The sequence below is a fragment of the Streptomyces sp. NPDC046716 genome (genome assembly GCF_040645755.1).
In the GTDB taxonomy this organism is placed as follows: domain Bacteria; phylum Actinomycetota; class Actinomycetes; order Streptomycetales; family Streptomycetaceae; genus Streptomyces.
In genome coordinates, this window is sequence record NZ_JBEYYU010000045.1 from 45,062 (window position 1) to 70,140 (window position 25,079).

The 25,079-nt window shown below is 71.0% G+C and carries 16 protein-coding genes; 4 read left to right on the forward strand and 12 right to left on the reverse strand.

The genetic code is table 11. The features are described from left to right. Positions 1-109: 109 nt before the first annotated feature. The gene (locus ABZ930_RS28860) at positions 110-5,050 is read right to left on the reverse strand and encodes an NAD-glutamate dehydrogenase (protein ID WP_361553842.1); all 4,941 of its coding nucleotides are present in this window, start codon (positions 5,048-5,050) and stop codon (positions 110-112) included. A gap of 446 nt (positions 5,051-5,496) precedes the next feature. Between ABZ930_RS28860 and ABZ930_RS28865 the strand changes: the two genes are divergently transcribed. Continuing rightward, positions 5,497-6,063 (forward strand): DJ-1/PfpI family protein, encoded by a 567-nt coding sequence (locus tag ABZ930_RS28865; RefSeq protein ID WP_361553845.1) that lies wholly within the window; start codon positions 5,497-5,499, stop codon positions 6,061-6,063. A 397-nt stretch (positions 6,064-6,460) separates the two neighbouring features. On the opposite strand, the gene ABZ930_RS28870 is transcribed toward ABZ930_RS28865, so the two are convergent. The 3 genes from ABZ930_RS28870 to ABZ930_RS28880 form a co-directional block, all read right to left on the reverse strand. Next, positions 6,461-8,761: a LuxR C-terminal-related transcriptional regulator gene (locus tag ABZ930_RS28870; protein WP_361553848.1), complete on the reverse strand. Its 2,301-nt coding sequence runs from the start codon at positions 8,759-8,761 to the stop codon at positions 6,461-6,463. 462 nt (positions 8,762-9,223) lie between these two features. Then, on the reverse strand, positions 9,224-9,916 hold the full coding sequence (locus ABZ930_RS28875; RefSeq protein WP_361553851.1) for an HAD hydrolase-like protein: 693 nt from the start codon (positions 9,914-9,916) through the stop codon (positions 9,224-9,226). Positions 9,917-9,950: 34 nt separating this feature from the next. Then, complete coding sequence (locus ABZ930_RS28880; RefSeq protein WP_361553854.1) at positions 9,951-10,466, reverse strand: hypothetical protein; 516 nt, start codon at positions 10,464-10,466, stop codon at positions 9,951-9,953. Between the two features lie 372 nt (positions 10,467-10,838). On the opposite strand from ABZ930_RS28880, the gene ABZ930_RS28885 reads away from it, so the two are divergent. Further along, entirely contained in the window at positions 10,839-11,195 is a 357-nt protein-coding gene (locus ABZ930_RS28885) for an Rv3235 family protein (protein ID WP_361553857.1), read from the forward strand. A 74-nt stretch (positions 11,196-11,269) separates the two neighbouring features. Here ABZ930_RS28885 and secA read toward each other — a convergent pair whose 3' ends face one another. Then, complete coding sequence (gene secA, locus ABZ930_RS28890) at positions 11,270-14,080, reverse strand: preprotein translocase subunit SecA (RefSeq protein WP_361553860.1); 2,811 nt, start codon at positions 14,078-14,080, stop codon at positions 11,270-11,272. Positions 14,081-14,278: 198 nt separating this feature from the next. Between secA and ABZ930_RS28895 the strand changes: the two genes are divergently transcribed. Further along, on the forward strand, positions 14,279-14,851 hold the full coding sequence (locus tag ABZ930_RS28895) for a GNAT family N-acetyltransferase (RefSeq protein ID WP_361553863.1): 573 nt from the start codon (positions 14,279-14,281) through the stop codon (positions 14,849-14,851). A 158-nt stretch (positions 14,852-15,009) separates the two neighbouring features. Next, complete coding sequence (locus ABZ930_RS28900) at positions 15,010-16,194, forward strand: crosslink repair DNA glycosylase YcaQ family protein (RefSeq protein WP_361553866.1); 1,185 nt, start codon at positions 15,010-15,012, stop codon at positions 16,192-16,194. A 27-nt stretch (positions 16,195-16,221) separates the two neighbouring features. On the opposite strand, the gene ABZ930_RS28905 is transcribed toward ABZ930_RS28900, so the two are convergent. The 7 genes from ABZ930_RS28905 to mtnA all read right to left on the reverse strand — a co-directional run bounded on the left by ABZ930_RS28905 (position 16,222) and on the right by mtnA (position 25,022). Next, on the reverse strand, positions 16,222-16,974 hold the full coding sequence (locus tag ABZ930_RS28905; RefSeq protein ID WP_361553869.1) for a response regulator transcription factor: 753 nt from the start codon (positions 16,972-16,974) through the stop codon (positions 16,222-16,224). A gap of 251 nt (positions 16,975-17,225) precedes the next feature. Further along, positions 17,226-17,978: a ribosome-associated translation inhibitor RaiA gene (gene raiA / locus ABZ930_RS28910; protein WP_361553872.1), complete on the reverse strand. Its 753-nt coding sequence runs from the start codon at positions 17,976-17,978 to the stop codon at positions 17,226-17,228. A 278-nt stretch (positions 17,979-18,256) separates the two neighbouring features. Continuing rightward, positions 18,257-19,012 (reverse strand): ComF family protein, encoded by a 756-nt coding sequence (locus ABZ930_RS28915; RefSeq protein WP_361553875.1) that lies wholly within the window; start codon positions 19,010-19,012, stop codon positions 18,257-18,259. A gap of 112 nt (positions 19,013-19,124) precedes the next feature. After that, complete coding sequence (locus ABZ930_RS28920; protein ID WP_361553910.1) at positions 19,125-20,954, reverse strand: LpqB family beta-propeller domain-containing protein; 1,830 nt, start codon at positions 20,952-20,954, stop codon at positions 19,125-19,127. A 28-nt stretch (positions 20,955-20,982) separates the two neighbouring features. Continuing rightward, positions 20,983-23,136 (reverse strand): MtrAB system histidine kinase MtrB, encoded by a 2,154-nt coding sequence (gene mtrB, locus ABZ930_RS28925; protein ID WP_361553878.1) that lies wholly within the window; start codon positions 23,134-23,136, stop codon positions 20,983-20,985. A 1-nt stretch (position 23,137) separates the two neighbouring features. Further along, positions 23,138-23,827: a two-component system response regulator MtrA gene (gene mtrA / locus ABZ930_RS28930; RefSeq protein WP_199836122.1), complete on the reverse strand. Its 690-nt coding sequence runs from the start codon at positions 23,825-23,827 to the stop codon at positions 23,138-23,140. Positions 23,828-23,831: 4 nt separating this feature from the next. Continuing rightward, complete coding sequence (gene mtnA, locus ABZ930_RS28935) at positions 23,832-25,022, reverse strand: S-methyl-5-thioribose-1-phosphate isomerase (protein ID WP_361553881.1); 1,191 nt, start codon at positions 25,020-25,022, stop codon at positions 23,832-23,834. Positions 25,023-25,079: the final 57 nt, after the last annotated feature.

The following is a 25,079-nucleotide window of genomic DNA, read 5'->3' on the forward strand; positions in this document are numbered from 1 at the left end:
ACTGCGCCTGCGGGAACGGCAGATGACGGATCAGCGGAACGACACAGGGGCGCCCCGGGCCGCAGTGGCCCGGGGCGCCCCGGTGAACGTACGGGCTAGGCCCGGCGCGTCACGAGTGCGTGCGCAGCAGGGTGCGCATGGTGCGCATCGCCACCGACAGGTTCGCCAGGTCGAAGGCGTCCGAGCCCTGGATCTCCTCCAGGGTCGTGCGCGCCCGGCCCAGGATCGCCGCGTTCTTCTCCTCCCACGCCTTGAACCGCTGCTCCGGCGTGGCCGCGCCGTTGCCCACCGCGAGCACGTCGGCCGTCAGGGCCGCGTGCGCCGCGTACAGGTCCTCGCGGATCGAGGCACGGGCCATCGACTGCCAGCGGTCGGCCCGCGGGAGTTCGATGATCCGGTCCATGAGCTGGGTGATGCCGAGCCGGTCGGCGAGGTCGTAGTACACCTCGGCGACGTCCAGCGCCTCCTTGCCCATCCGGTCCGCGATCTGCACGATGTCCAGCGTCGGGAACGCCGACGAGAACCCGGCGACCCGGCGCGCCAGCTCCTCCGGGACCCCGGCACCGGTCAGCTCGTCGAAGATCGACTGGTACCACTCGGCGTCCGCGCCGCGCAGCATCCTGGGCAGCGCGGCCCAGACCTCGGCGACACCGTCCCGGAAGAAGTCGATCGTCTCGGCGAGCTGGAGCGGCTGCGGCCGGTTGTTGAGCAGCCACCGGGTGCCGCGCTCGACGAGCCGCCGCGAGTGCAGCCGGATCCGGGTCTGGACATCGGCGGCGACGACATTGTCGAGCGCCTCCACCGCGTCCCAGACCTCGCTCAGGCCGAAGATCTCGCGCGCGGCGAGCTGCGCCCGCACGATCTCCTCCAGCGAGGCGCCGGTCTCCTCGCGCAGCCGGTGCAGGAAGGTCGAACCACCGGTGTTCACCGTGTCGTTGACCAGCACCGTCGTGATGATCTCGCGGCGCAGCGCGTGCCCGTCGATGGCCTCGCCGTACTTGTCGCGCAGGTCCTGCGGGAAGTACGCGTGGAGCAGCCGGCGCAGGTACGGGTCGTCGGGCAGCGACGTCTGGATCAGCTCGTCGGCGGCCGTGATCTTCGTGTACGCGAGGAGGACGGCCAGCTCCGACTGGCTGAGGCCGCGGCCGTTGTTGAGGAGTTCCTTGATCTGCCGGTCGTTCGGCAGGAACTCCAGGCCGCGGTCGAGGTGGCCCTGCTTGCCGAGCCGGCGCATGAAGCGCTGGTGGGCGTGGAGCAGGGACGACGACTGCGCCTCGGCGTTGGCGAGCGCGGTGTTCTGCGCGTAGTTGTTGCGCAGCACCAGATGGCCGACCTCGTCGGTCATCGCGGCGAGCAGCTTGTTGCGCTGCTTGACGGTCATGTCCCCTTCGGAGACCAGGCCGTTGAGCAGGATCTTGATGTTGACCTCGACGTCGGACGTGTTCACGCCCGCGCTGTTGTCGATGGCGTCGGTGTTGACCCTGCCGCCGGTGCGGGCGAACTCGATGCGGCCCAGCTGGGTCGCGCCGAGGTTGCCGCCCTCGCCGATGACCTTGGCGCGGACGTCCTGGCCGTCGACGCGGATCGCGTCGTTGGCCTTGTCGCCGACGTCCCCGTTCGACTCCGAGGCCGCCTTCACGTACGTACCGATGCCGCCGTTCCACAGCAGGTCGACCGGCGCCTGGAGGATCGCCTTCATCAGCTCGGCCGGGGTCATCTTGGCCTGGCCGGACGCGATGCCGAGGGCCTCGCGGATGTGGGCGTTGAGCTGGATCGACTTGGCGGAGCGCGGGAAGATGCCGCCGCCCGCCGAGATCAGCTCCTTGTCGTACTCCGCCCACGAGGAGCGCGGCAGCTCGAACATGCGGCGGCGCTCGGCGTACGAGGTCTCCGCGTTCGGCTTCGGGTCGATGAAGATGTGCCGGTGGTCGAAGGCGGCGACCAGGCGGATGTGCTCGGAGAGCAGCATCCCGTTGCCGAAGACGTCACCGCTCATGTCGCCGACGCCGACGACCGTGAAGTCCTCGGACTGGGTGTCGACGCCCAGCTCGCGGAAGTGCCGCTTGACGGACTCCCAGGCGCCGCGCGCGGTGATGCCCATGCCCTTGTGGTCGTACCCGGCCGAGCCGCCGGACGCGAAGGCGTCGCCCAGCCAGAAGTTGTACGACTCCGCGACGCCGTTGGCGATGTCGGAGAAGGACGCGGTGCCCTTGTCGGCCGCGACGACGAGATAGGTGTCGTCCTCGTCGTGGCGCACGACGTCGGACGGCGGCACGACCTCGCCGGCGACCAGGTTGTCGGTGATGTCGAGCAGCGCCGAGATGAACGTCTTGTAGCTGGCCACGCCCTCGGCCATCCAGGCGTCCCGGTCCACGCTCGGGTCGGGCAGCTGCTTGGCGACGAAGCCGCCCTTGGCGCCGACCGGCACGATGACGGTGTTCTTCACCATCTGCGCCTTCACGAGCCCGAGGATCTCGGTACGGAAGTCCTCGCGGCGGTCGGACCACCTGAGGCCACCGCGGGCGACCTTGCCGAAGCGCAGGTGGACGCCCTCGACGCGCGGCGAGTACACCCAGATCTCGTAGGCGGGGCGCGGCTCGGGCAGGTCGGGGATGGCCTGCGGGTCCAGCTTCATGGAGACGTACGTGTGCGGGGCACCGTCCGCCGCCCTCTGGAAGAAGTTGGTGCGCAGGGTCGCCTTGATGACGGTGAGGAAGGACCGCAGGATCCGGTCCTCGTCGAGCGAGGCCACCTGGTCGAGCGCGCCCTCGAGCTCCTCGAGGAGCCCGTCGGTCAGCTCGGTGCCGGCCCGCTGGCGGTCCGGCGACATCCGCGCCTCGAACAGCGACACCAGCAGGCGCGTGGTGTGCACATTGGTGCGGAGGGTGTCCTCCATGTAGTCCTGGCTGAAGGTGGAGCCGGCCTGGCGCAGGTACTTGGCGTACGCGCGCAGCACCATCGCCTGCCGCCAGTTCAGCCCGGCGCCCAGGACCAGGGCGTTGAACCCGTCGTTCTCGGCGAGTCCGGTCCAGGTCGCGGCGAAGGCCTCCTGGAACCGCTCGCGGCCGTCGGCGCCCAGCTCCCCGCCGTTGCCGTTGCCCGGCTTCGGCATCCGCAGGCCGAAGTCGTAGATCCACGCGGTGGCGCGGTCGGCGCAGCGCAGCTCGTACGGGCGCTCGTCGGTCACCTCGACGCCCAGGCGCTGGAGCACCGGCAGGACGGCGGAGAGCGAGACGGGCGAACCGGTGCGGTAGATCTTGAACCGGCGCTCGCCGGGGGCGGCGCCCACCGGCTCGTACAGCGAGAGCGCGAAGTCCTTGCCCTCGCGGTCGCCGTGGCTGAGCTGCTCCAGGTGGACCAGGTCGGCGACGGCGGCGCGCGGCGAGTGGTCGGCCTTGTAGCCCTCGGGGAATGCCTGGCCGTAGCGGCGCAGCAGTTCGGCGGCGCGCTCCTCGCCGCACTCGGCGTTCAGCGCCTCGGCGAAGCCGTCCGCCCAGGAGCGGGCGGCCTCGACCAGCCGGGCCTCGATGCGGTCGGAGTCGGCGTCGGTGAGCGCGGGCAGCTCGGTGCCCGGCGCGACCCGGACGACGAAGTGCAGCCGGGAGAGGATCGACTCGGTGTTCCAGGCGGTGAAGTCGACGCTGGCGCCGCCCAGCTCCTCCTTGAGGATGTCGATGATCCGCAGCCGGACGCCGGTGGTGTACCGGTCGCGCGGCAGGTAGACGAGCGCGGAGTAGTAGCGCCCGTACTCGTCCTTGCGCAGGTACAGCCGCAGCCGGCGCCGCTCCTGGAGGTACAGCACGGACGTGACGATGGACCGCAGCTCGTCGGCCGGGGTCTGGAACAGCTCGTCGCGCGGGTACGTCTCCAGGATCTGGAGCAGGTCGCGGCCGTCGTGGCTGTTGGGCGAGAAGCCCGCGCCCTTGAGGACCTCGGCGACCTTGCGGCGGATGACGGGGACGCGGCGGACGCTCTCGGTGTACGCGGCGGAGGAGAACAGACCGAGGAAGCGGCGCTCGCCGACCACGTTCCCGTTCTCGTCGAACTTCTTCACGCCGACGTAGTCGAGGTAGGACGGCCGGTGCACGGTGGCGCGGCTGTTGGCCTTGGTCAGCACCAGGAGGCGGTGCTCGCGGGCCTTGGCGCGGGCGTCGTCGGGCAGCCGGTTGAAGGACGGCGACACCGGGTGCAGGTCGTCGCCGTCGTGCTGCGGGTCGGCGCGCAGGATGCCGAGGCCGGTGCCCGGGACGGCGGTGAGCGAGTCGTCGTCGGTGAGGTCGTACTCGCGGAAGCCGAGGAAGGTGAAGTGGTCGGCGGAGAGCCAGCGCAGCAGCTCGCGGGCCTCCTCGACCTCCTGGTCGCGCAGGTCGCCCGCGGTGGGCTCGCCCGGCAGCTCGTCGGCGATGCGCAGCGCCGCGTCGCGCATCTTCTCCCAGTCCTCGACGCACTCGCGCACGTCGGACAGGACGCGCAGCAGGTCGGTGGTGATCTGCTTGAGGTCGGCGCGGTCGGTCTCGCGGTCCATCTCGACGTGGATCCACGACTCGGTGAGCACGTCGTGGCCCTCGGCGGTGGTCCCGGCCGGCAGCACCTCGAGCAGCTTGCCCGCGACGTCACGCCGCACGACGACCTGCGGGTGGATGACGACGTGGATGCCCCGGCCCTGCCGCGACAGCTCGTTGGTCACCGAGTCCACGAGGAACGGCATGTCGTCGGTGACGACCTCGACGACGGAGTGGCTGCAGGTCCAGCCGTTCTCCTCGACCGTCGGGGTGTGCACCCGTACGTTCGCGGTGCCCTGTGGCCGGTTCTCGGCCAGCCGGTAGTGCGAGTAGGCGGCTCCGAAGGCGTCGACCGGGTCACGGTCGGCCAGGTCCTCGGGCGCGGTGTGCAGGTAGTAGCGCTGGAGGAACGTGAGCACGGTGTCGATGTTCTCGACGGTGTGCGTGCCCTCGCCCGTCGGTAGGTGCCCCCCTACCGGGCTGTTCTCAGCAACCCGGGCGGCCCGTTCGAGCAGCTCGGCCTTGGCTTCGTCCAGCTTGGTCTGCATTGTCCTCTGGCTCCTGTCGCGCGCCGTTGCGTGACGTAGACATGTTTGGCTCGACGTAACGCCGCGACGCGGGGTGTCCGGTCTGCTTCGACGTTATGCCGGATTGGGAGAAGAGCGGACGGTAATGCGCCATTTTCAACGAACTGGCCATCCGCCGGAAACGATCAGCGTCCGAGCGCCGGGGGCGGCCGCTGTGGCGGTCCGTCTTCTCCCGGCGCGGGCAGGGGGCGACGATGCCCCCGCGAGATATCGCGCTGATCACGGGACCAGGCTATCGCTCCCTACGGGGGGCACGTCATGAGCCGCATGTGTACAAATCCGGTGGCCGAACTTTGACACTCTGCACAGAACGGCGCCTCTTGTCAGGACTCCCGGGCGGCGGCACGTTGGGCACGGCGGCGGATTCGGCCCGCATCGCCCACGACCGACCCGGGAGCGTGTGACCGATGGCACTCAAGATCCTGATCGTGACCGGCGACGCGGCGGAGTCGCTGGAGGTCCTCTACCCGTACCAGCGTCTGCTGGAGGAGGGCTACGAGGTCCACATCGCGGCCCCCACCCGCAAGAAGCTCCGCTTCGTGATCCACGACTTCGAGCCCGGCTTCGACACGTACACGGAGAAGCCGGGATACACCTGGCCGGCCGATCTGGCCTTCGCCGAAGTCGACCCGGGCCAGTACGCCGCTCTGGTGATCCCGGGCGGCCGCGCGCCCGAGTACCTGCGCGGCGACGCCGAGCTGCGCAAGATCGTCAAGGCGTTCTTCGACACCGACAAGCCGGTGGCCCAGATCTGCCACGGCCCGCTCCTGACGGCGGCGGTGGACGGTCTGCGGGGCCGGCGCGTCACGGCCTATCCGGCGCTGGAGACGGACATGCAGACGGCCGGCGCCGCGTTCCGCGACACGGAGGTGGTCGTCGACGGCACCCTGGTCTCGTCCCGCGCCTGGCCGGACCACGCGGCCTGGATGCGGGAGTTCCTGAAGGTGCTGCGGGCGAAGGCCCCGGCGGTCTGAGCCCCTGTGCGGTGGCTGCCCCGCCGACGAGGGCAGCCACCGGGTGTGCCGCGCTCCGGGCGCCACGACGGAGGGCCGTTGCCACGACAGCCGTGGGGAGTTGACCATTACTGCCCGACGCTCCACCGCACCGCTTCCTCCCGAAGCCCCGCGGCACACCCTCAGCTAACCCTCAGCCAGAGCCGACGGACATCGGTATCGCCGGAGACCGGTATACGCATGTCCGGGGCCGGGGCGATCTCCGTATACCTAGAGAAAGCCCCGACAGGGGCGCGGGGAACTGCGCGAGAAGCGGCCACCGGCCCGCAGACGAACGACAACCCCTCAGGGGCGCGGGGAACTGCGCGAGAAGAGGCCACCGGCCCGCACCCGACAACGCTCCCCTGATCCCCGGAAATCAGCCCCCCGAACTCTCGACCCGCTCCCCACCCCCGGCGATGGAGGCCACCTCCGTCCGCGACCCCACCCCCAACTTCGCCAAAATATGCTCCACATGCGCGTCGGCCGTCCGCTTCGAGATCACCAACTGCTCCGCGATCTCCCGATTGGACAGCCCCCGCGCCACCAGCGCGGCCACCTCCCGCTCCCGCCGGGTCAGCGCGTCCACCCCGGCCCCCCGCGCCGCGGGCACCCGGTCGCCGGGCACATCGGCCCCCTCCCGCACAGCGGCGAGCACCTGCGCCCCGGAGAGCCGCGCCCCGACCGCGTGCCACCGCTCGTAGTCCTCGTCGCCCAGCGCCCGCCGCAGCCCGGCCCGCACGGCCTCCTGCTCGTCGAAGAGCGAGGGAAGCATGCCGACCGGGTCACCGCCGCCGAGCCGCCGCGCGTTCTCCGCGTAGCCGAGCAGCCAGGTCGCCCGCACATGCCGCTCCTCGGCCGACGCGGACCAGGCGAGCATCAGGCAGCACATGGCGGCGACCAGGATCTCGTCGATCTCCGCGGCGGCCTCCAGGGCCCGCCCCAGCAGCCCGACGGCCTCCTCGCGCTCCCCGGAGAGCCACAGGATCAGCCCCTGCACGGTGAGCGTCGACGCGTACATCTGCCGCTCCCCGGTGCCTTCCAGATACGCGAGCCCGGTGCGGCACCACTCCAGGGCGGCCTCCGCGTCGCCGAGCACGCCGAGCACCAGCGCGCCCTCGTAGTGGATGACGGCGGTGCCGAGCCCGTCGCCGCGCGCCAGGATCCGCTGCCGGGCGTCCTCCAGCGCGGCCGGCCCGTCCGGCTCGCCGCACAGCGCGCCGAGCCCGCCGAGGTACGCGTCGCAGAACAGCTCGACCCGGTCGTTGCGGGCGTCCCGGGCGATCCGGAGCGCCCGGTGGAACTGTTCGAGCGCGGTCGGCAGATCCCCGGTCCACACCGAGAACAGGGCGACCATGAACTGCCCCCAGGCCTGCTCCTCGCCCACCTCGTCGACGAGCGCGAGCCCCTTCTCGATCCAGTACCGCCCCTCGGAGAGCGCGCCGAGCGCCCGCCAGTACGGCCCGAGCTGCGCGGCGAGCCACAACCCCTGCGGGGCCGGCCCGGCGGGGCCGTACGCGTACTCGAGCGCGCACCGCACATCGGCGCTCTCGGTGCGCAGCGCCCGGTGCAGGACGGGCTGCGCCGGGGTCAGGAACTCGTCCCAGTAGCGCTGCCCGAGATCCCGGTAGTACGCGAAGTGCCGGGCCCGCACGGCGTCCGCCCGGCCGGACTCCACCAGCCATTCGGCGCCGTACTCGCGGATGGTGTCGAGCAGCCGGTAGCGGTTGCCGTCCACTCCGAGCCGCTGCACGACGGACTTGTCGACGAGCCCGATGAGGCATTCCAGCACCTCGCCGCCGGACAGCTCCTCGCCCGCGCCCACGTACTCGGCGGCCCGCAGCTCGAACGACCCGGCGAAGACCGAGAGCCGCGCCCACAGCAGCCGCTCGCGCGGGGTGCACAGTTCGTGCGACCAGCCGATGGCCGTCCGTAACGTCTGATGCCGGGTCAGCGCGGTCCTCCGCCCCCCGGTCAGCACCTCGAACCGCTGCCCGAGCCGCTCCACCAGCTGATCGAGGGAGACGGCCCGCAGCCGCACCGCGGCCAGCTCCAGGGCGAGCGGAATCCCGTCCAGCCTCTTCGCCAGAGCGGCCAGTTGCTCCCGGTTGCCGTCGTGCGCGGCGAACCCGGGGACCACCGCGGCGGCCCGCTGCACGAACAGCTCCAGGGCGTCGTCGGGCTCCAGCGGCGCGATCGGGACGCAGTGCTCGCCCGGCACGTCGAGCGGCTGTCTGCTGGTGGCCAGCACCTGCACCCCGGCCGCCTCCCGCAGCAGCACATCGGCGAGCATCGCGCACGCGTCGACCAGATGCTCGCAGGTGTCGAGCACGACGAGCATCCGCCGGCCCTGCAGATGGGCGACGACCGCGTCCAGCGGCTCCATCCCCGCCTGCTCCGGCAGTTCGAGCACCGCGGCGAGCGTCACCGGAATCAGCTCGGGATCACGCAGCGCGCTCAGCTCGACGAGCACCACCCCGTCCGCGAACCCGCCCGCCAGCTCCGCCGCGCCCCGCAACGCCGTCCGGCTCTTGCCCACCCCTCCGGGCCCCACCAGGGTCACGAGTCTGGCGCCGGCGAACGCGGCCCGCACCTGCGCGAGTTCGGCCGCCCGCCCGACGAACGGGGTCACCTCGACCGGAAGCTGCCCACCACGCCGCTGCCCGAACCCAAAGCCCATGCCGCGCTCCCCCCACTCTCTCCCACCACACACCAAGCGTACGCACCCACAAGCGGAGCGTAAGCAAAAGCGCCCGAGACGCAGCCCCTCCAGGGCCGCGAGGAACCGCGCGAGAAGCACCCCCCGCCCAGCACACAGCACCGAACGGCACGGGGCAAACGCAGCCCCGCCAGGGGCGCGAGGAACCGCGCGAGAAGCACCCACCGCCCAGCACACAGCACCGAACCCCACGGGGCAGACGCAGCCCCGCCAGGGGCGCGAGGAACCGCGCGAGAAGCACCCACCGCCCAGCACACAGCACCGAACGGCACGGGGCAGACGCAGCCCCGCCAGGGGCGCGAGGAACCGCGCGAGAAGCACCCACCGCCCAGCACACAGCACCGAACCCCACGGGGCAGACGCAGCCCCGCCAGGGGCGCGGGGAACTGCGCAAGCCCCCCCACCGACGGCTACCCGAACCCACTACCCCGCGGCAGCGACCCGCACAGCCTCCGCCAACGAATCCACCACAGGCGCCCCCACCCCTTCAAGACTGGCCCGCCCGTGCGACCCCCCGGTATAAAGCACAGCCCGCGCCCCGGCAGCCAGCGCAGCCACCGCGTCATCGGCCGCATCACCGATCACCACGACCTGCTCGGCCGCGACCCCGGCAGACCTCTCGAGCGCCGCGAGATGCCGCACCATGTGCTCGGCCTTGCTCCCCCCGGAGGGCCCGACCCGGCCGTCGACCCGCACAAACCGCTCGGCGATCCCGAACCGACCGACCAGCGGCACCAGTTCCTCATGCCCGTACATGCTGAGAATGGACTGGCTGCGCCCGGCGTCCTGCCACCCGGCGAGCAGCGGCTCCACACCGTCGGCGAGCCGGCAGTCGACGGAGTGGTGCGCGTAGTGCCGGTGGAAGACCTCGTCCATGACGAGCCACTCGGTCTCGGTGGGCAGCCGGCCCATCAGCCGCTCGTAGAACTTCGGGATCGGTACGCAGTACAGCGCCCGGTACTTCTCCAGCGTGATCGGCGCGAGCCCCAGCTCGGCGAACGCGGCGTTGGTGGCGTGGATGACGGCGTCGATGTCGTGGAACAGCGTCCCGTTCCAGTCCCAGACGATGTGCCCGGCAGGCGGACCGAACGAGCCCCCGGCTATGTGCTTCCCCATACCGGGAACGTACCCCGCACGGGTGCGCCCCGATTCAGTCGCCCTGACCGACCAGGTTCGGGATCTCCTGCGTGGCGAACCAGAGCAGCTCGTGGTCCTCGGCACCGTCCACGACGAACTGGGCGTCGTCGTCGCCGTGATCGGCCGCGCCCAGCGCATCGGCGGCGGCCGCGACATCGGCCTCCGCGTCGTCGGCGTCCACGTGCACGGCGGCGGCCTTGGCCAGCGGCACGACCTCGCGCACGGTCACCTCACCGAGGGAGGACGGGTCGAGCCCGCGGTCCGGATCGGCGACGGCGGCCCGGTCCGCGACGTCCACGGCGACGACGACCCGTCGCCGCGCCGCGTCCGGCTCCCCCGCGAGCAGCCGCAGGGAGGCGAGCCCCGCCCGGTTGAGGGCGGCGTACTCCAGCTCCTCGATGTCGTCCGACAGGTACCACTCGCGCAGCGCGGGCGTGACGGCGTAGGCGGTGAGCGGCGCGGGCCCCAGCTCGCCCGCCTGGTACGCCTGAGCGAGTCGCGGCAGGGAGAGAGGTACGTACACGCGCATGACGGTCCGCTTTCGTAGTCGTCGGTGATCGTCCCGGAGGCCTTCAGGATACGTGCGACGGTCCCCCTTCGGGCTGCCGCCCACCTCGCCGCCCCCTGTCACCCCGGCTCCGCCGCGTCACCCGCCCCCGCCCCGCCGCACGGGCCCCGCGCGCCCCGGCGTCACCCGGATAAGTGAATCCCCGGTGCCCCTCCCCGGCCGGCCGCCGGCTCTTGCGGAGCCGTTCCCCGACCTCGTAGAAGGTGATCACGAAGAGTTACCGACTGGTACCTATCCGGAGGCGACGTGCAGAAGGTGCTTTCCAGGCGAGGCCCTCGACGGACCAGCCGTCCCCCCGCACGCCGGGACACCCGGCGGCCCGCCGCGCCCCGGGTGCGGCCGCAGCAGCCGCCGCACCCCGCCGAACACTTCACGGACCTGCTCCTGCTGGTCCTGACCGGCCACCGGCCCGCGGTCTGGTTCGCCCGGCACACGCGGGGCCACGCCTTCGAGGACCTGCTCTGGCTCCTGGCCCACCGCCCGCTGGACCGCACGGGCCCGCGCCCGAGGATCCACGACGTCGGCCACTACGAACCCGACACCGGCACCTTCGAGGTCTTCGCCCGCATCTCGGTGGGCCCGCGCCTGCACGCCCTGGCCTTCCGGCTGACCCGCGCCGAGGACCTCCGCTGGCGCTGCACGGCGGTGGAACTGGACGGCCGGACCCCCAGAGAACCGGAAGCTCCGTAAAGGGCGCGGGAAACCACGCGCCCGACACGAAGGGCCGGGCACCCCGAGGTACCCGGCCCTTCGGACAAGCGACGTCACTTCTTGCGACGGCGCCCCTTCTGCTGCTTGCGCCGCTCGGCCCGGGTCAGGCCGTCCGCGGCGGACCGGGTGGGCCCGCCCTCGGTGACGAAGTCACCCTCGTCGACCCCGCCCTCGGCGTTCGGCGCCTGGAAGTGCAGCCGGTCGGGCCGCTGCGGAGCGTCGAGCCCCTTGGCCCGGATCTCCGGGCGGGCCTGCGCCGGCACCGCGTCCTCCTTGCCGTCCTTGTCCAGGGACGTGGGCGCGGCGTCCTCCACCGGGACCTCCTCGACCTGCTGCTCGACCTGGACCTCCAGGTTGAACAGGTAGCCGACGGACTCCTCCTTGATGCCCTCCATCATGGCGGTGAACATGTCGAAGCCCTCACGCTGGTACTCGACCAGCGGGTCCTTCTGCGCCATGGCGCGCAGACCGATGCCCTCCTGGAGGTAGTCCATCTCGTAGAGGTGCTCGCGCCACTTGCGGTCCAGCACGCTGAGCACCACGCGGCGCTCCAGCTCACGCATGATCTCGGAGCCGAGCTGCTCCTCGCGCTCCTCGTACTGCGCGTGGATGTCGTCCTTGACGGCGTCGCCGATGAACTCGGCGGTGAGCCCGGCACGGTCCCCGGCCTCGTCCTCCAGCTCCTCCACCGTCACCTTGATCGGGTAGAGCTGCTTGAAGGCGCCCCACAGCCGGTCCAGGTCCCAGTCCTCGGCGAAGCCCTCGGCGGTCTCGGCCCCGATGTACTCGTCGATGGTGTCGTCCATGAAGTGCACGACCTGCTCCTGAAGGTCCTCGCCCTCCAGGACGCGGCGGCGCTCGCCGTAGATCACCTCGCGCTGGCGGTTGAGCACCTCGTCGTACTTCAGGACGTTCTTGCGCGTCTCGAAGTTCTGCTGCTCGACCTGCGACTGGGCGGAGGCGATGGCCCGCGTGACCATCTTGTTCTCGATCGGGACGTCGTCCGGCACGTTCGCCATCGACATCACGCGCTCGACCATCTGCGCCTTGAACAGGCGCATGAGGTCGTCGCCGAGCGACAGGTAGAACCGGGACTCGCCCGGGTCGCCCTGACGGCCGGAACGACCGCGCAGCTGGTTGTCGATGCGCCGCGACTCGTGCCGCTCGGTGCCCAGCACGTAGAGCCCGCCGAGGTCCTTGACCTCCTCGAACTCCGCCTTGACGGCCTGCTCGGCCTTCTCCAGGGCGGCGGGCAGGGCCGCGGCCCACTCCTCGACGTGCTCGACCGGGTCGAGACCCGACTGGCGCAGCTCGGCCTCGGCCAGGTCGTCGGGGTTGCCGCCGAGCTTGATGTCGGTGCCACGGCCGGCCATGTTCGTCGCGACGGTGACGGCGCCCTTGCGGCCGGCCTGGGCGACGATCGTCGCCTCACGGTCGTGCTGCTTGGCGTTGAGCACCTCGTGCTGGACGCCGCGCTTGGAGAGCTGCTGCGAGAGGTACTCGGACTTCTCGACCGACGTCGTACCGACGAGGATCGGCTGGCCCTTCTCGTGCTTCTCCGCGATGTCGTCGACGACCGCGTCGAACTTGGCGACCTCGGTGCGGTAGATCAGGTCGGCCTGGTCCTTGCGGACCATCGGCTTGTTCGTCGGGATCGGGACGACGCCCAGCTTGTAGATCTGGTGGAACTCGGCGGCCTCGGTCATCGCCGTACCGGTCATGCCGGAGAGCTTGTCGTAGAGGCGGAAGAAGTTCTGCAGGGTGATCGTCGCGAGCGTCTGGTTCTCGTCCTTGATGTCCACCCCTTCCTTCGCCTCGATCGCCTGGTGCATGCCCTCGTTGTAGCGGCGGCCGGCGAGGATACGGCCGGTGTGCTCGTCGACGATCATGACTTCGCCGTCGATGACGACGTAGTCCTTGTCCTTCTTGAAGAGTTCCTTGGCCTTGATGGCGTTGTTCAGGTAACCCACCAGCGGGGTGTTCACCGACTCGTACAGATTGTCGATGCCCAGCCAGTCCTCGACCTTCGAGACGCCCGGCTCGTGGATGGCGACGGTGCGCTTCTTCTCGTCGACCTCGTAGTCGCCGGTCTCCTCGATGCCCTTCATCGTGTTGCCGGCCTCGCCCTTGGTGAGGCGGGTGACCAGCTTGGCGAAGTCGCCGTACCACTTGGTGGCCTGGTCGGCGGGGCCGGAGATGATCAGCGGCGTACGGGCCTCGTCGACGAGGATGGAGTCGACCTCGTCGACCACCGCGAAGTTGTGACCGCGCTGGACGAGCTCGTCCTGGGACCACGCCATGTTGTCGCGCAGGTAGTCGAAACCGAACTCGTTGTTCGTTCCGTACGTGATGTCGCAGTTGTACATCTCGCGGCGCTGGGCCGGCGTCATGTTCGCCAGGATGCAGCCCACGGAGAGGCCCAGGAACTTGTGGACGCGGCCCATCATCTCGGAGTCGCGCTCGGCCAGGTAGTCGTTCACCGTGATGAGGTGGACGCCCTTGCCGGACAGCGCGTTCAGATACGTCGGCAGCGTGCCGACCAGGGTCTTGCCCTCGCCGGTCTTCATCTCGGCCACATATCCGAGGTGGAGGGCGGCGCCACCCATCAGCTGCACGTCGTAGTGACGCTGGCCCAGGACTCGCCGGGCCGCCTCGCGGACGGTCGCGAACGCCTCGGGCAGCAGGTCGTCGAGGGTCTCGCCGTCCTCGATGCGCTGCTTGTACTCATCCGTAAGCGCGCGCAGCTCGGCGTCGGAGAGGCTCTCGAAGTCCTCTTCGATGGAGTTGACCTGGTCCGCGATGCGGTGCAGCTTGCGCAGGATCTTGCCTTCGCCTGCACGCATGATCTTCTGGAGGACGGACACGAGGGTTGGTCTCCTTGCCGGTCGGGCCTGGCACGGTCGGTTACCCAGGCGACAGCCTGAGCAACGGCCATCGTATGCGAGGACCCCACCGCGCCGGGAGGTCTGCCATCAGGTCCAACGCACAGGCGCCTCGGAAGGTGCCGGTATACCCCACGAAAAGTGATGGTGCGCCCTCCTCTCCCCGAGCAGAATCGGGTGATGGAACCCGTGACGCTGACCACCGCTCGTCTGCGACTGCGCACCTTCGTCCCCGCCGACACCGACGAGGTGTACGCCGCCGCCCAGGATCCCGACATCCAGCGCTGGACCACGATTCCGTCGCCGTACGCGCGCGGGGACGCCGAATATTTCATCGAGCGGGTGGTCGCGGACGGCTGGCGCAGCGACGCCGAGTACACCTTCGCGGTCCGGGCCGACGAGCACGGCCCGATCGCCGCGGCCGTCGGACTGCACCACCCGCGCGCGGGCGCCTGGGAAGTGGGTTTCTGGACGGCCAAGGAGTACCGCGGCCTCGGCTACATGACGGAGGCGGTCCTCGGGGTGGCCCGCTGGGCGTTCACGGATCTCGCCTGCACCCGCCTGGAATGGCGGGCCGAGGTGGGCAACGAGGGCTCGCGCGCCGTCGCCGAGAAGGCCGGTTTCACCGTGGAGGGCGTCCTGCGCGCGGGCCTGCCGAACAAGGGGGTCCTGCGCGACTGCTGGGTGGCCTCCCTCCTCCCCTCGGACCTGACCCTCCCCACCCCCCTCCCCTACCTCCCACCCCGCCTCTAGCCCCGCCCCCGCCTTGGGCAATCTGCCGCCAAGGGCGGCAGGGTGGGCAAGGCGGCACCCCAGCGCCGGGCAGGCGCTTCGGCGGGCCCGCACCCCGGCCCGGAGCGGCACCCACGACCCGGCCCCGATTGTCAGCGCCGGGCCCTATGGTTCCGAGCATGCCGACGATCGCGCCGCACCCCACCCCCACCACCCACCCCGTCGCCCTGTCCGCCACCGAGGCCCGCCGCATCGCCCTGCGCGCCCAGGGCTTCCTCGGCGCCCCGAACCGCGCCGCAGGCGTCCGCGGAGTCCTGCGCGACCTCGGCGCGGTCCAGCTCGACACGATCTCGGTACTGGCCCGCTCCCACGAACTGATCCCGTACGCGCGCCTGGGCGCGATCGGCCGCAAGAAGGTCGAGCAGGCGTACTGGACGCAGACCCACGCCTTCGAGTACTGGTCCCACGCGGCCTGCATCCTCCCCATCGAGGAGTGGCCCCACTTCGCCTTCCGCCGCCGCGCCTACCGCAACCGCCCGCACTGGAACCACCACCTCCCCGAGGGCGCCTACGACCAGGTGATCAAGCAGCTGCGCGCCGAGGGCCCGCTGACCGCCACAGAGCTGGGCGGCGCGAAGAACAAGGGCGAGTGGTGGGACTGGTCGGACTCGAAGGTCGCCGTGGAGCGCGCGCTGATGTACGGCGAGGTGGTCTGCGTCGAGCGGCGCGGCTGGAAGCGGGTCTACGACCTGGCGGAGCGGGCGATCCCCGCGGACCTGCTCCACGACGACCTGGACGACAAGGAGTGCGTGCGCCGCCTGGTGGTCCAGGCCGGCCAGGCGCTCGGCGTCGGCACCCGCTCGGACATCGCCGACTACCACCGGCTGAAGAGCGAGCAGTTCGACGCGGTGATCGCGGAGACCGGTCTGGTCCCGGTGACGGTCGAGGGCTGGGGCGGGAAGCCGGCCTGGGCCGACCCGGCGGCGCTGGAGTCGACGCCCCGCGGCCGGCACCGCACGACGCTGCTCTCCCCGTTCGACTCGCTGGTCTGGGAGCGGGCGCGCGCGGAGCGGATCTTCGGCTTCACGCACCGGCTGGAGGCGTACGTCCCCAAGCCGAAGCGGATCCACGGCTACTTCGCGATGCCGGTCCTGGCGGGCGGACAGCTGGTGGGCCGGGTCGACCCGGCGCGCGAGGGCACCACCCTGGTCGCCCGGCAGGTCTCCCTGGACGGCCCGAAGGCGGTCCCTGGAGTGGCCCAGGCGCTGCTCGAAGCGGCGAGCTGGGTGGGCTGCGACAGCGTCCGGGTCGAGCGCATGACGGACGCGGCCCTGAAGCAGGAGCTCGTCAGAGCCCTCGACTGAGACGACCGGCGCCCGGCCGGACCCGGCTCAGCGAATCTCGAGGATCTTCTCCCGCATCGCGTACACCACGGCCTCCATCCTGGAGTGCAGTTGCAGCTTCTCCAGGATGTTGCGCACATGGTTCTTCACGGTGTTCTCCGAGATGAACAGTTCCTTGGCGATATCCCGGTTGTTCATCCCGGTGGCGACCAGCTTGAGCACTTCCAGCTCGCGATCGGTGAGCCGGGGCGCGGGCACGAGGCGACGCTCGTCGGTGCGCTGGATCATCGACTTGAATTCGGTGAGCAGCTTCGACGCCATGGAAGGGCTGATCTGGGACTGCCCGTCGGCGACGGCGCGAATGGCCGTGGCCACCTCGTCGGTCGAGATCTCCTTCAGCAGATATCCCGTCGCGCCCGCTTTGATCGCGTCGTAGAGATCCGCTTCCTCATCGCTGATCGTGAGCATGATGATTTTGGCGCTGGGCGCCACTTCCTTGATGGAGGTGCACGCCTCGATGCCGCCGCGCTTGGGCATACGGACGTCCATCAGGACGATGTCCGGCAGCAGGTCGGCCGCCTTGTCCACCGCCTCGGCGCCGTCGCCCGCCTCGCCGACGACCTGGATGTCCTCCTCGGCCGCGAGGACGATCTCCAGACCACGCCGGAACAGCGCATGGTCGTCGACCACAAGGACCCGGATCGGCTCCTTGCGTGATGAGCCCTCGTCCGGGCCCGTACCGGCGCCGCCATCGGCCGCGCCGGCGTCCTCGCCCCGCATCGGTCCGAAGCTGTCCGCCATCGTTCCTCCCCCTGAAGGCCGTGGCCCCGTCTTCATGTGCCGGGCCAACCCGAGGCACCGGCCCACCGGTTGACCCGGTGCGGCCATGATTTCATGCCTCGGCCTCCGCGCGTCGACGGAGCGGTGCACTGAGGGGTCGCACAAGGGTGCCCCCGGGGGCGCACGCACACTCCAGGGGCACCGGATGAGTGGATTTTCGGACAGCCTGCCGGTGGACCGGCCTGCCGACGCCGCGGACGGACCGGGCGGACTCAGCCGCCGATGGCGTCCCCCGCGTCGGCGCTGTGCACGTCGGCGACCATGGGGTCGCTGCTGAGGTGGATGACGCCGTAGTCGTAGGCGTGGCGCCGGTAGACCACGCTGGGTTCCTTGGTGTCGGAGTCGACGAACAGGTAGAAGTCGTGCCCGACCAGCTCCATCTCGTAGAGCGCCTGATCGAGCGTCATGGGTGCGGCGACGTGGGTCTTCTCGCGGACGATGAGCGGGCCCTCGCCCTGGATCTCCAGCGATCCGATCCTGGTCGTCGGCACGGCGTCGGCCTCGGAGTCGTCCCTGGCGATCGTGCCGTCCCCGTTGAGCGTGGCGGCGTCCGGAACGTGCTCGGCGACCTCTGCGGCCGAGATCCGCTTCGTGCCACGCCGGGACGACCGCTTGTCGTGCTGCTTGCGCAGCCGCGCGTCGAGCTTTTCCGTGGCGAGGTCGAGCGCCGCGTACGGATCGTTCGCCGAGGCCTCGGCCCGGATCACCGGACCCCGCGTGCGCAGCGTGATCTCCACGCGGTCGCAGCGGTCGGCCTGACGGGGGTTGGGCTCCTTGGACACCTCGACGTCGAGGCTGATCACCTTGCCGTCGAGCTTCTGGATCTTCTCCAGGTTCAGCTTGTCGGCCACGTGCTTGCGGAACCGCTCCGGTACCTCGGTCTTGCGGCCCTTGACGACGATGTCCACGCAGAACTCCGTTCCCGGATAACTCCGCCCGCTCGGCGGAGCATCTCCCTCTTGCACACGACTCCGGCCACTTCCGGAGCCTCGGACTCGGTGACTTCCACCTCCTCCTCCCCCGCGGACGAGATCTCCACCCCACCGTGACGGGTGATTGTCGAAATCTCTGCGCAATCGCACGCGAGGCATTCAGATATGCGAGGTACGGCTTCTGTCTTTCCTGCCGAGTTCCTCACAACTGAACATATCTCGCCCGGACGGATGTCGTCACCCTCTACTGACGCGTACCTCCATTCAGGTGGATGAACCCTCTCTCTACCTGCAACGATGCAGATCCTCGGTCAGTTCCGGTTTATTTCGAAGGAATCCGGAGAAGCGGAGACCACAGCTGCGCCCACCGTGATCGGTCCCGCCATTCCCGGGTCCGTCGCGCCTTCTCCCGGAGCCGCCGCGGAACCCGTCACCGCGTGTATTGCGCGCGCCGCCTCCGCCAAAGACGCGCCCGTCGTCATCAGGTCGTCGACCAGCACGATCCGGCCAACTTCGGTGAGCAGCCCGCCCGCACCGGCCGTCACGGTCAGTGCGCCCGACACATTGGCCCGGCGCTGCCGGGCACCGAGCCCCGACTGATCGGCCACGGCACGCCGCTGCCGCAGCACGGCGAGCACCCGGACCGCCACGCCCTCCCTGCGCAGCCCGGCCGCCGCCGCGTAGGCCAGGCGCCGCGTCGGATCGTGCCCGCGCGCCCGCACCGCCCGGGGCGCGGAGGGCACCGGCACCAGCGCCACGGACCCCGTGTCGCCCGCCGGCAGTCCGGCCCGCACCGCCCCGGCGAGCGCCTCGCCCAACGGCCGGGCCAGGCCCAGCGCGCCACGCTCCTTGTGTGCGAGGAGCACGGCCCGCACCGGCCCCTCGTAGGGCGCCGCCGCGTGCACGACGGGCAGCCCCGGCGGTGTCGGCCGCGGCCGCACCCGGCCCGCGCCGGCACCGCGCACCGCATGTACGCACCTCGCGCACAGCGGCGTACGCGACCTGCCGCAGCCTGCGCACTGGGCGGGCAGCACCAAGTCGGAGAGGTCCTGCCACCAACCCCGCATGCCCACCACTGTGCCAACACGCGCGCCGTACTGCCACCCCTGTGGACAACGCCCTGTGGACAACTCGGCGGTCCTGACCGGGCGGCCGTGTCCTCGCAGGTGGGAGCGGCTCCTATCCCGGGTAGACGGGCGCGGTCCCGTCCTTCAGCACGGACTGCCACGCGGACCCGGAGGGCAGCCGCACGATTCCGTCGTCGGAGTGCGCCAGCAGCGGCAGATCCGTGTCGGACGCCGCGATCTCGCTCACCCGCGTCAGCCCCGGCAGCGCCTGCCCGGTCGGGGTCGAGCCGTCGCACTGCACGTACCGGATCTGTTGCAGCCCGCCGGACTCCCGACCCACCACCAGGAGCCGGCTGCCGCCTGCCCAGGACACGGCCGTGACCTCTTCCATGTCCGGCGCGGCGCGGCGCAGGTCGGCCACCGAGATCTCGACGTCGCCGTCCGTCATGCCGTGGTCCCGCTCGACGCGGCCGATCTGCAGCCGCGTCTCGCCGTCCTCCGTGACCAGGAGGGCGATGCGCGCGCCGTCGGCGGACATCTTCACCGCCTCGATCCGGGCGTCGTCACCGAGCTCGTCGATCCGGACCTCCTGCATCCGGTCTCCCATGCCCTGCCCGAACACGAGCAGGCGCCGGTTCTTCGGATCGCGGTCGGCCACCCACAGGTCGCCCTGCGCGTCCCAACTGGGCGTCGTGAAACCGTCCTTCTCCGCCTTGGCGGCGCTGTGGGCGAGCGCGTCCCCGAGCGAGGCGTTGGTGACCATGGACGCCACGTACAGCGAATGCCCGTCGCCCGACACCGCCGCCGCACGCTCCTGGTCGCGCGAGATCGCGACGGACCGCATCTGCCGCTCGCCCTCGCCCATCGGACCCGCCACCTGCTCGGGCTTCTGGTGCGAGCCGTTGGTGCCCGGCATCCGCACGACGCGGCCCTTGCCGTCCAGGAAGTACTGGTACTGGAGCCCCTCGGAGTACCGGGGTGCCACCAGCGCGTCGGCGGCGCCCTCCGCGAGGGTGCACATCAGCCGGCCGTCGGCCCGCTCCAGCTCGACCTCGTCCACGCTCGACGACGACAGGTCCCGCAGCGAGTAGAGGAGTTGGGCCGCCATCTTCTTGCACTGCGCCGAACCGATCGAGTCGGCTCTCTTGTTCAGCGGCACCTTCAGCTTGTTCGCGTCGTCGGGCGCCAGCGACTTCGTACCGTCGCGCAGCCCCGCCTTCAGCGGGAACGACGTCGTCACCACGCGGTTCAGCCAGCGCGTGGGCCCCGCGAGCACTTCCTTGACGGTCTCCGTCAGGGGGTCCACCCACCTCCGCACGAAGACGGGGTCGGCGACGAGCCGCTTCTGACCGCCCCCGTCACCGGACTTCGCCCCGGAATCCACCGCGTAGTAGTACTTGTTGACGGACTGATAGATCCGCTGGAAGTCGGTCTTGCCCAGGACGACACCGGGCGGCGGGGTGTCGATCCGCCACTGCTTCGGCTTGCCCTTGGCGGTCGCCACCAGGCTCAGATGCAGCTGTCCCGAGTACCGCTGGTTGGCCGGCTGGTAGGCCTGCTGGTCGTCGAGACGGGCGACCTGGGTCCCGGTCAGCTCGAAGTCGTGCCCGTCCTCCGCCGAGTTCGCCCGGTCCGTCGAGCGCTTCCGGGGGCCGTCCTTGAGCACGACGGTCTGTCGCTCGGGATGCCAGTTCTTCGCCGCCTTGGGCGTCAGATACTTGCGGGCCACGGCGTACGAAGGATCGTCGCTGGTCAGCGCCTCGAGGAAGCCATCGACGATGCTCGTGGCCGCCGCGTCGTCCTGCGGCGGCAGCGCGAAGACGCGGACCTGGGAGTCCGGCCGCTGCGAGGCCTCCACCGATTCGAGTCCGCCGCTGTCCGGCATCGACGCACACCCGGCGAGGACGATGGCGCCGCATCCGGCCAGCGCACCGCCCCGCATACCGCGCCGCCGACGCGACGCCCGCTGCTCATCCACGACCGCCGTCGCTCCCCTCGTCACGCTCCGCCGGTCCGCCGCGGCGGCCGCCGACGGCGATGTCTCCCCGCCACGGCGTCCCGGGCTCCGACTCCGGCCCATCGGCCTCGACCGGACCCACCTCACCGACCGCACCGGCCTCGCCGGTCCTGTGTGTGCCCTCGTCCGGCTGCCGCGGCACGCTCAACGCCCCGCCACCCGTGCCCGCACCACGCGCGACCACGCGCGCGCCGCTGCCCGGCAGCGCCGTGATGTCGGCAGGCACCGCGGCCTGCCGCATCCGCGGCGCCATCGGGGCCTGCGCCGGCGCGGCCGGCGTCTGGGCGGGCACCGTCGCGAGCTTCCTGTCCCGCGCGCCGCCGTCGCCCTGGTCCCGGCCGCGCCGGGAGTCCTCCGGCTCCAGCGGTATCGGCGACCCGCGCAACGGCTCGTCCGCCGTCCTCGGCAGCGTCAGCCGGAACTGCGAACCGCCGCCCGGCTCTCCCCACGCCTGCAGCCAGCCGCCGTGCAGCCGTGCGTCCTCCAGGGCGATCGACAGGCCGAGACCGGTGCCGCCCGTCGTCCGCGCGCGGGCCGGATCGGCCCGCCAGAAACGGCTGAACACCCGGGTCGCCTCGCCGGGCTTGAGCCCGACCCCGTAGTCGCGCACCGCGACGGCGACGGCGCCACCGGCGGCGGCGAGCCGCACGACGACATCCCTGCCCTCGCCGTGCTCCACCGCGTTCACCACGAGATTGCGCAGGACGCGCTCCACGCGCCTCGCGTCCGCCTCGGCGACCACCGGCTGGTCGTCACCGACGATCCGCACCCGCGTGCCCTTGCGCTCGGCGAGCGGCTCGGCACCGCTGACGACCCGCCGCACGACCTCGCGCAGATCGACCGGCTCGGCCTCCAGCGCGGCGGCCCCCGCGTCGAACCGGCTGATCTCCAGCAGGTCCGCGAGCAGCGACTCGAACCGGTCCAGCTGATCGGCGAGCAGCTCCGCGGACCGCGCGGTCACCGGATCGAAGTCGACCCGCGCCTCGTGGATGACGTCCGCCGCCATCCGTACGGTCGTCAGCGGAGTCCGCAGCTCATGACTGACGTCCGACACGAACCGCCGCTGCATCCGCGACAGGTCCTCCAGCTGCTGGATCTTCAGATGCAGGTTCTGCGCCATCTTGTTGAAGGCCTCGCCGAGACGCGCGATGTCGTCCTCGCCGGTGACCTTCATACGTTCCTGGAGGCGGCCCGCGGAGAGCCGCTCGGCCACCCCGGCCGCCATCCGCACGGGCGTCACGACCTGCCGCACGACGAGCCAGGCGATGGCCCCGAGCAGCACGACCACGAACAGCCCGGCCGTCGCGAGCGTCCCCTTCACCAGGCCCAGGGACTTCTCCTCCTGGCTCAGCGGGAAGAGGTAGTACAGCTGGTAGGGATCACCCTGCGGGTCGTTGAGGCGCTTGCCGATGACCAGGCCCGGCTGCGAGTCCTGACCGCCCTCGTAGATGATCCGCGTGTACTCCTGGGAGGCGCCGGTCATCCGCTCGACCCGCTCCCGCAGCTCCTCGGGCACGCTGCGCACCGGCTCCACGTTGCCTGAGCCGCGCAGTGCCCGTCCGTTGCTGCTGCCGGGGTCGCTGGAGCTGAGCGTGACGACGTCGAAGGCGCCCTTGCCGCCACTGGAGAGCTGGGTGACGAGTTCGGTCTTCCAGGAGTTGGGCTCCACGCTGGTGCGGCCGTTGTCCTGCGCACCGTCCTGCGCCCCGGCGGTGGCCGCGTCCGCCTTGTCCTTGGCGGCCCGGAAGCCGCCCTCGGCCTGGCTCTGCGACGCCTTCACCTTGGCGTCCAGCAGTCCGTTGCTCACGGACCCGATGACGACGATGCCGAGCAGCAGCACCACACCCAGCGACATCACCAGGGTGGTGACGACGACCTTCAGCTGGATGTTGCGCCGCCACAGCCGCATCGCGGGCAGCAGCGGCCGCCGCACCCAGCGCGTGAACAGCCGGAGCACCGGACTGCCCTTCATACCGCCCTGGAGCAGCAGACCGCCGTCGAACATACGGCGCGGCCAGGGGACCCGCCCGGCCGCCGCCTGTCCCACAGGCCGCTCCGAGCGGGATCCCGGCTTCCCGGGCGCCGAAGCGGCACTGTTCCGGGACATGTCAGCTCGGCCCTGCCTTGTAACCGACACCGCGGACGGTCACCACGATCTCGGGCCGTTCGGGGTCCTTCTCGACCTTCGAACGCAGCCGCTGCACATGCACATTGACCAGGCGCGTGTCCGCCGCGTGCCGGTAGCCCCACACCTGCTCGAGCAGCACCTCGCGGGTGAACACCTGCCACGGCTTGCGGGCCAGGGCCACCAGCAGATCGAACTCCAGCGGCGTCAGCGCGATCGACTGCCCGTCCCGCTTGACCGAGTGCCCGGCCACGTCGATGACCAGGTCACCGATGGCCAGCTGCTCGGGCGCGGGCTCCTCCGACCTCCGCAGCCGCGCCCTGATACGGGCCACGAGCTCCTTCGGCTTGAAGGGCTTCACGATGTAGTCGTCGGCGCCCGATTCGAGCCCCACCACCACATCGACGGTGTCGCTCTTCGCCGTGAGCATCACGATCGGCACCCCGGACTCCGCCCGGATCAGGCGGCACACCTCGATGCCGTCCCTGCCGGGCAGCATGAGGTCGAGGAGCACCAGATCTGGCTTGGTCTCCCGGAAAGCGGCCAGCGCCTTGTCGCCGTCAGCTACGAACGACGGCTCAAAACCTTCACCACGCAGCACAATGCCGAGCATCTCGGCCAGTGCGGTGTCGTCGTCGACGACAAGGACTCGTCCCTTCATGGACCACATCATCCCATTAGCTCATCGTTACCTGGCGTGACCTGGAACACAGCTCACTCAGGCCCTCAGCTGTCACAGGCGCCAGAGCGCCCCACTCCGTGACGATCGCCGTCACCAAATCCGGCGGTGTCACGTCGAACGCCGGGTTGTACGCCTGCGTTCCCAACGGTGCCACCGGAATCCCGCCACCCGCCTCCACTCCCGCCAACGGCGCCTGCGGCGCCGTGAGCTCCGTCACTTCATGTCCGGCCCGCTGCTCCACCTCGATGGACGCACCGTCGGGAGTCGCCATGTCCACGGTCGTCACCGGCGCCACCACGATGAACGGCACATGGTGATAACGCGCCAGAACCGCGAGCGGATAGCTCCCCACCTTGTTCGCCACCGAACCGTCGGCGGCGATCCGGTCCGCGCCGATCAGCACGGCGTCCACCTCACCGGCGGCGAACAGCGATCCCGCCGCGTTATCGGTCAGCAGCGTGTACGCCATCCCGCTGCGCGCGGCCTCGTACGCGGTCAGCCGCGCCCCCTGCAAGAGGGGCCGCGTCTCGTCCACCCACAGCCGGCGCAATCGCCCGACACGATGCGCGGCGCGCGCCACCGCGAACGCCGTGCCCTCGCCGCCGGAGACCAGCGCCCCGGTGTTGCAGTGCGTCAGGATCCGGTGGTTCCCGCCGGGCAGCAGCTCGTCGAGCAGCCGCATCCCGTGCTCCGCCATCCTGGCACTCGCCGCGGCGTCCTCCTGGTGCAGCGCCCGCGCGGCGGTGAGCGCGGCAGCGGCGGCCCGCTCCCGGACTGCCTCGCCGTCCGTACCCGCCCCGGTCTCCAGCACCGTCCGGTACGCCGTCTCGGCCCTGCGGACGCCGTACGCCAGATTGACCGCGGTGGGCCGTGCGCTCGACAGAGCGTCCGCGGCCTGCCGCACGTCGAATCCACGAGCGGCGGCGAGCGCCACTCCGTAGGCCCCCGCGATGCCGAGCAGCGGGGCTCCGCGCACCGCCAGGGACCGGATCGCCTGCACCAGCGCCTGCGGATCCGTGCACACCAGCTCGACTTCTTCTGCCGGAAGGCGCGTCTGGTCGAGCAACACCAGAACGGGCCCCTCCGCCGGTTCCTCCCAGCGGATCGCCTGTACGTCGATGGTCTTGGGCTGTTTGTCCTCGCTGAGCTGTATGTCCTCGCTGGATTGCGCGTACTGATCAGCCATCCGCCCAGTCTGCCCTCCCCCGCCCCGACAATTGAAGGTGTCAAGGCACTACGGGGC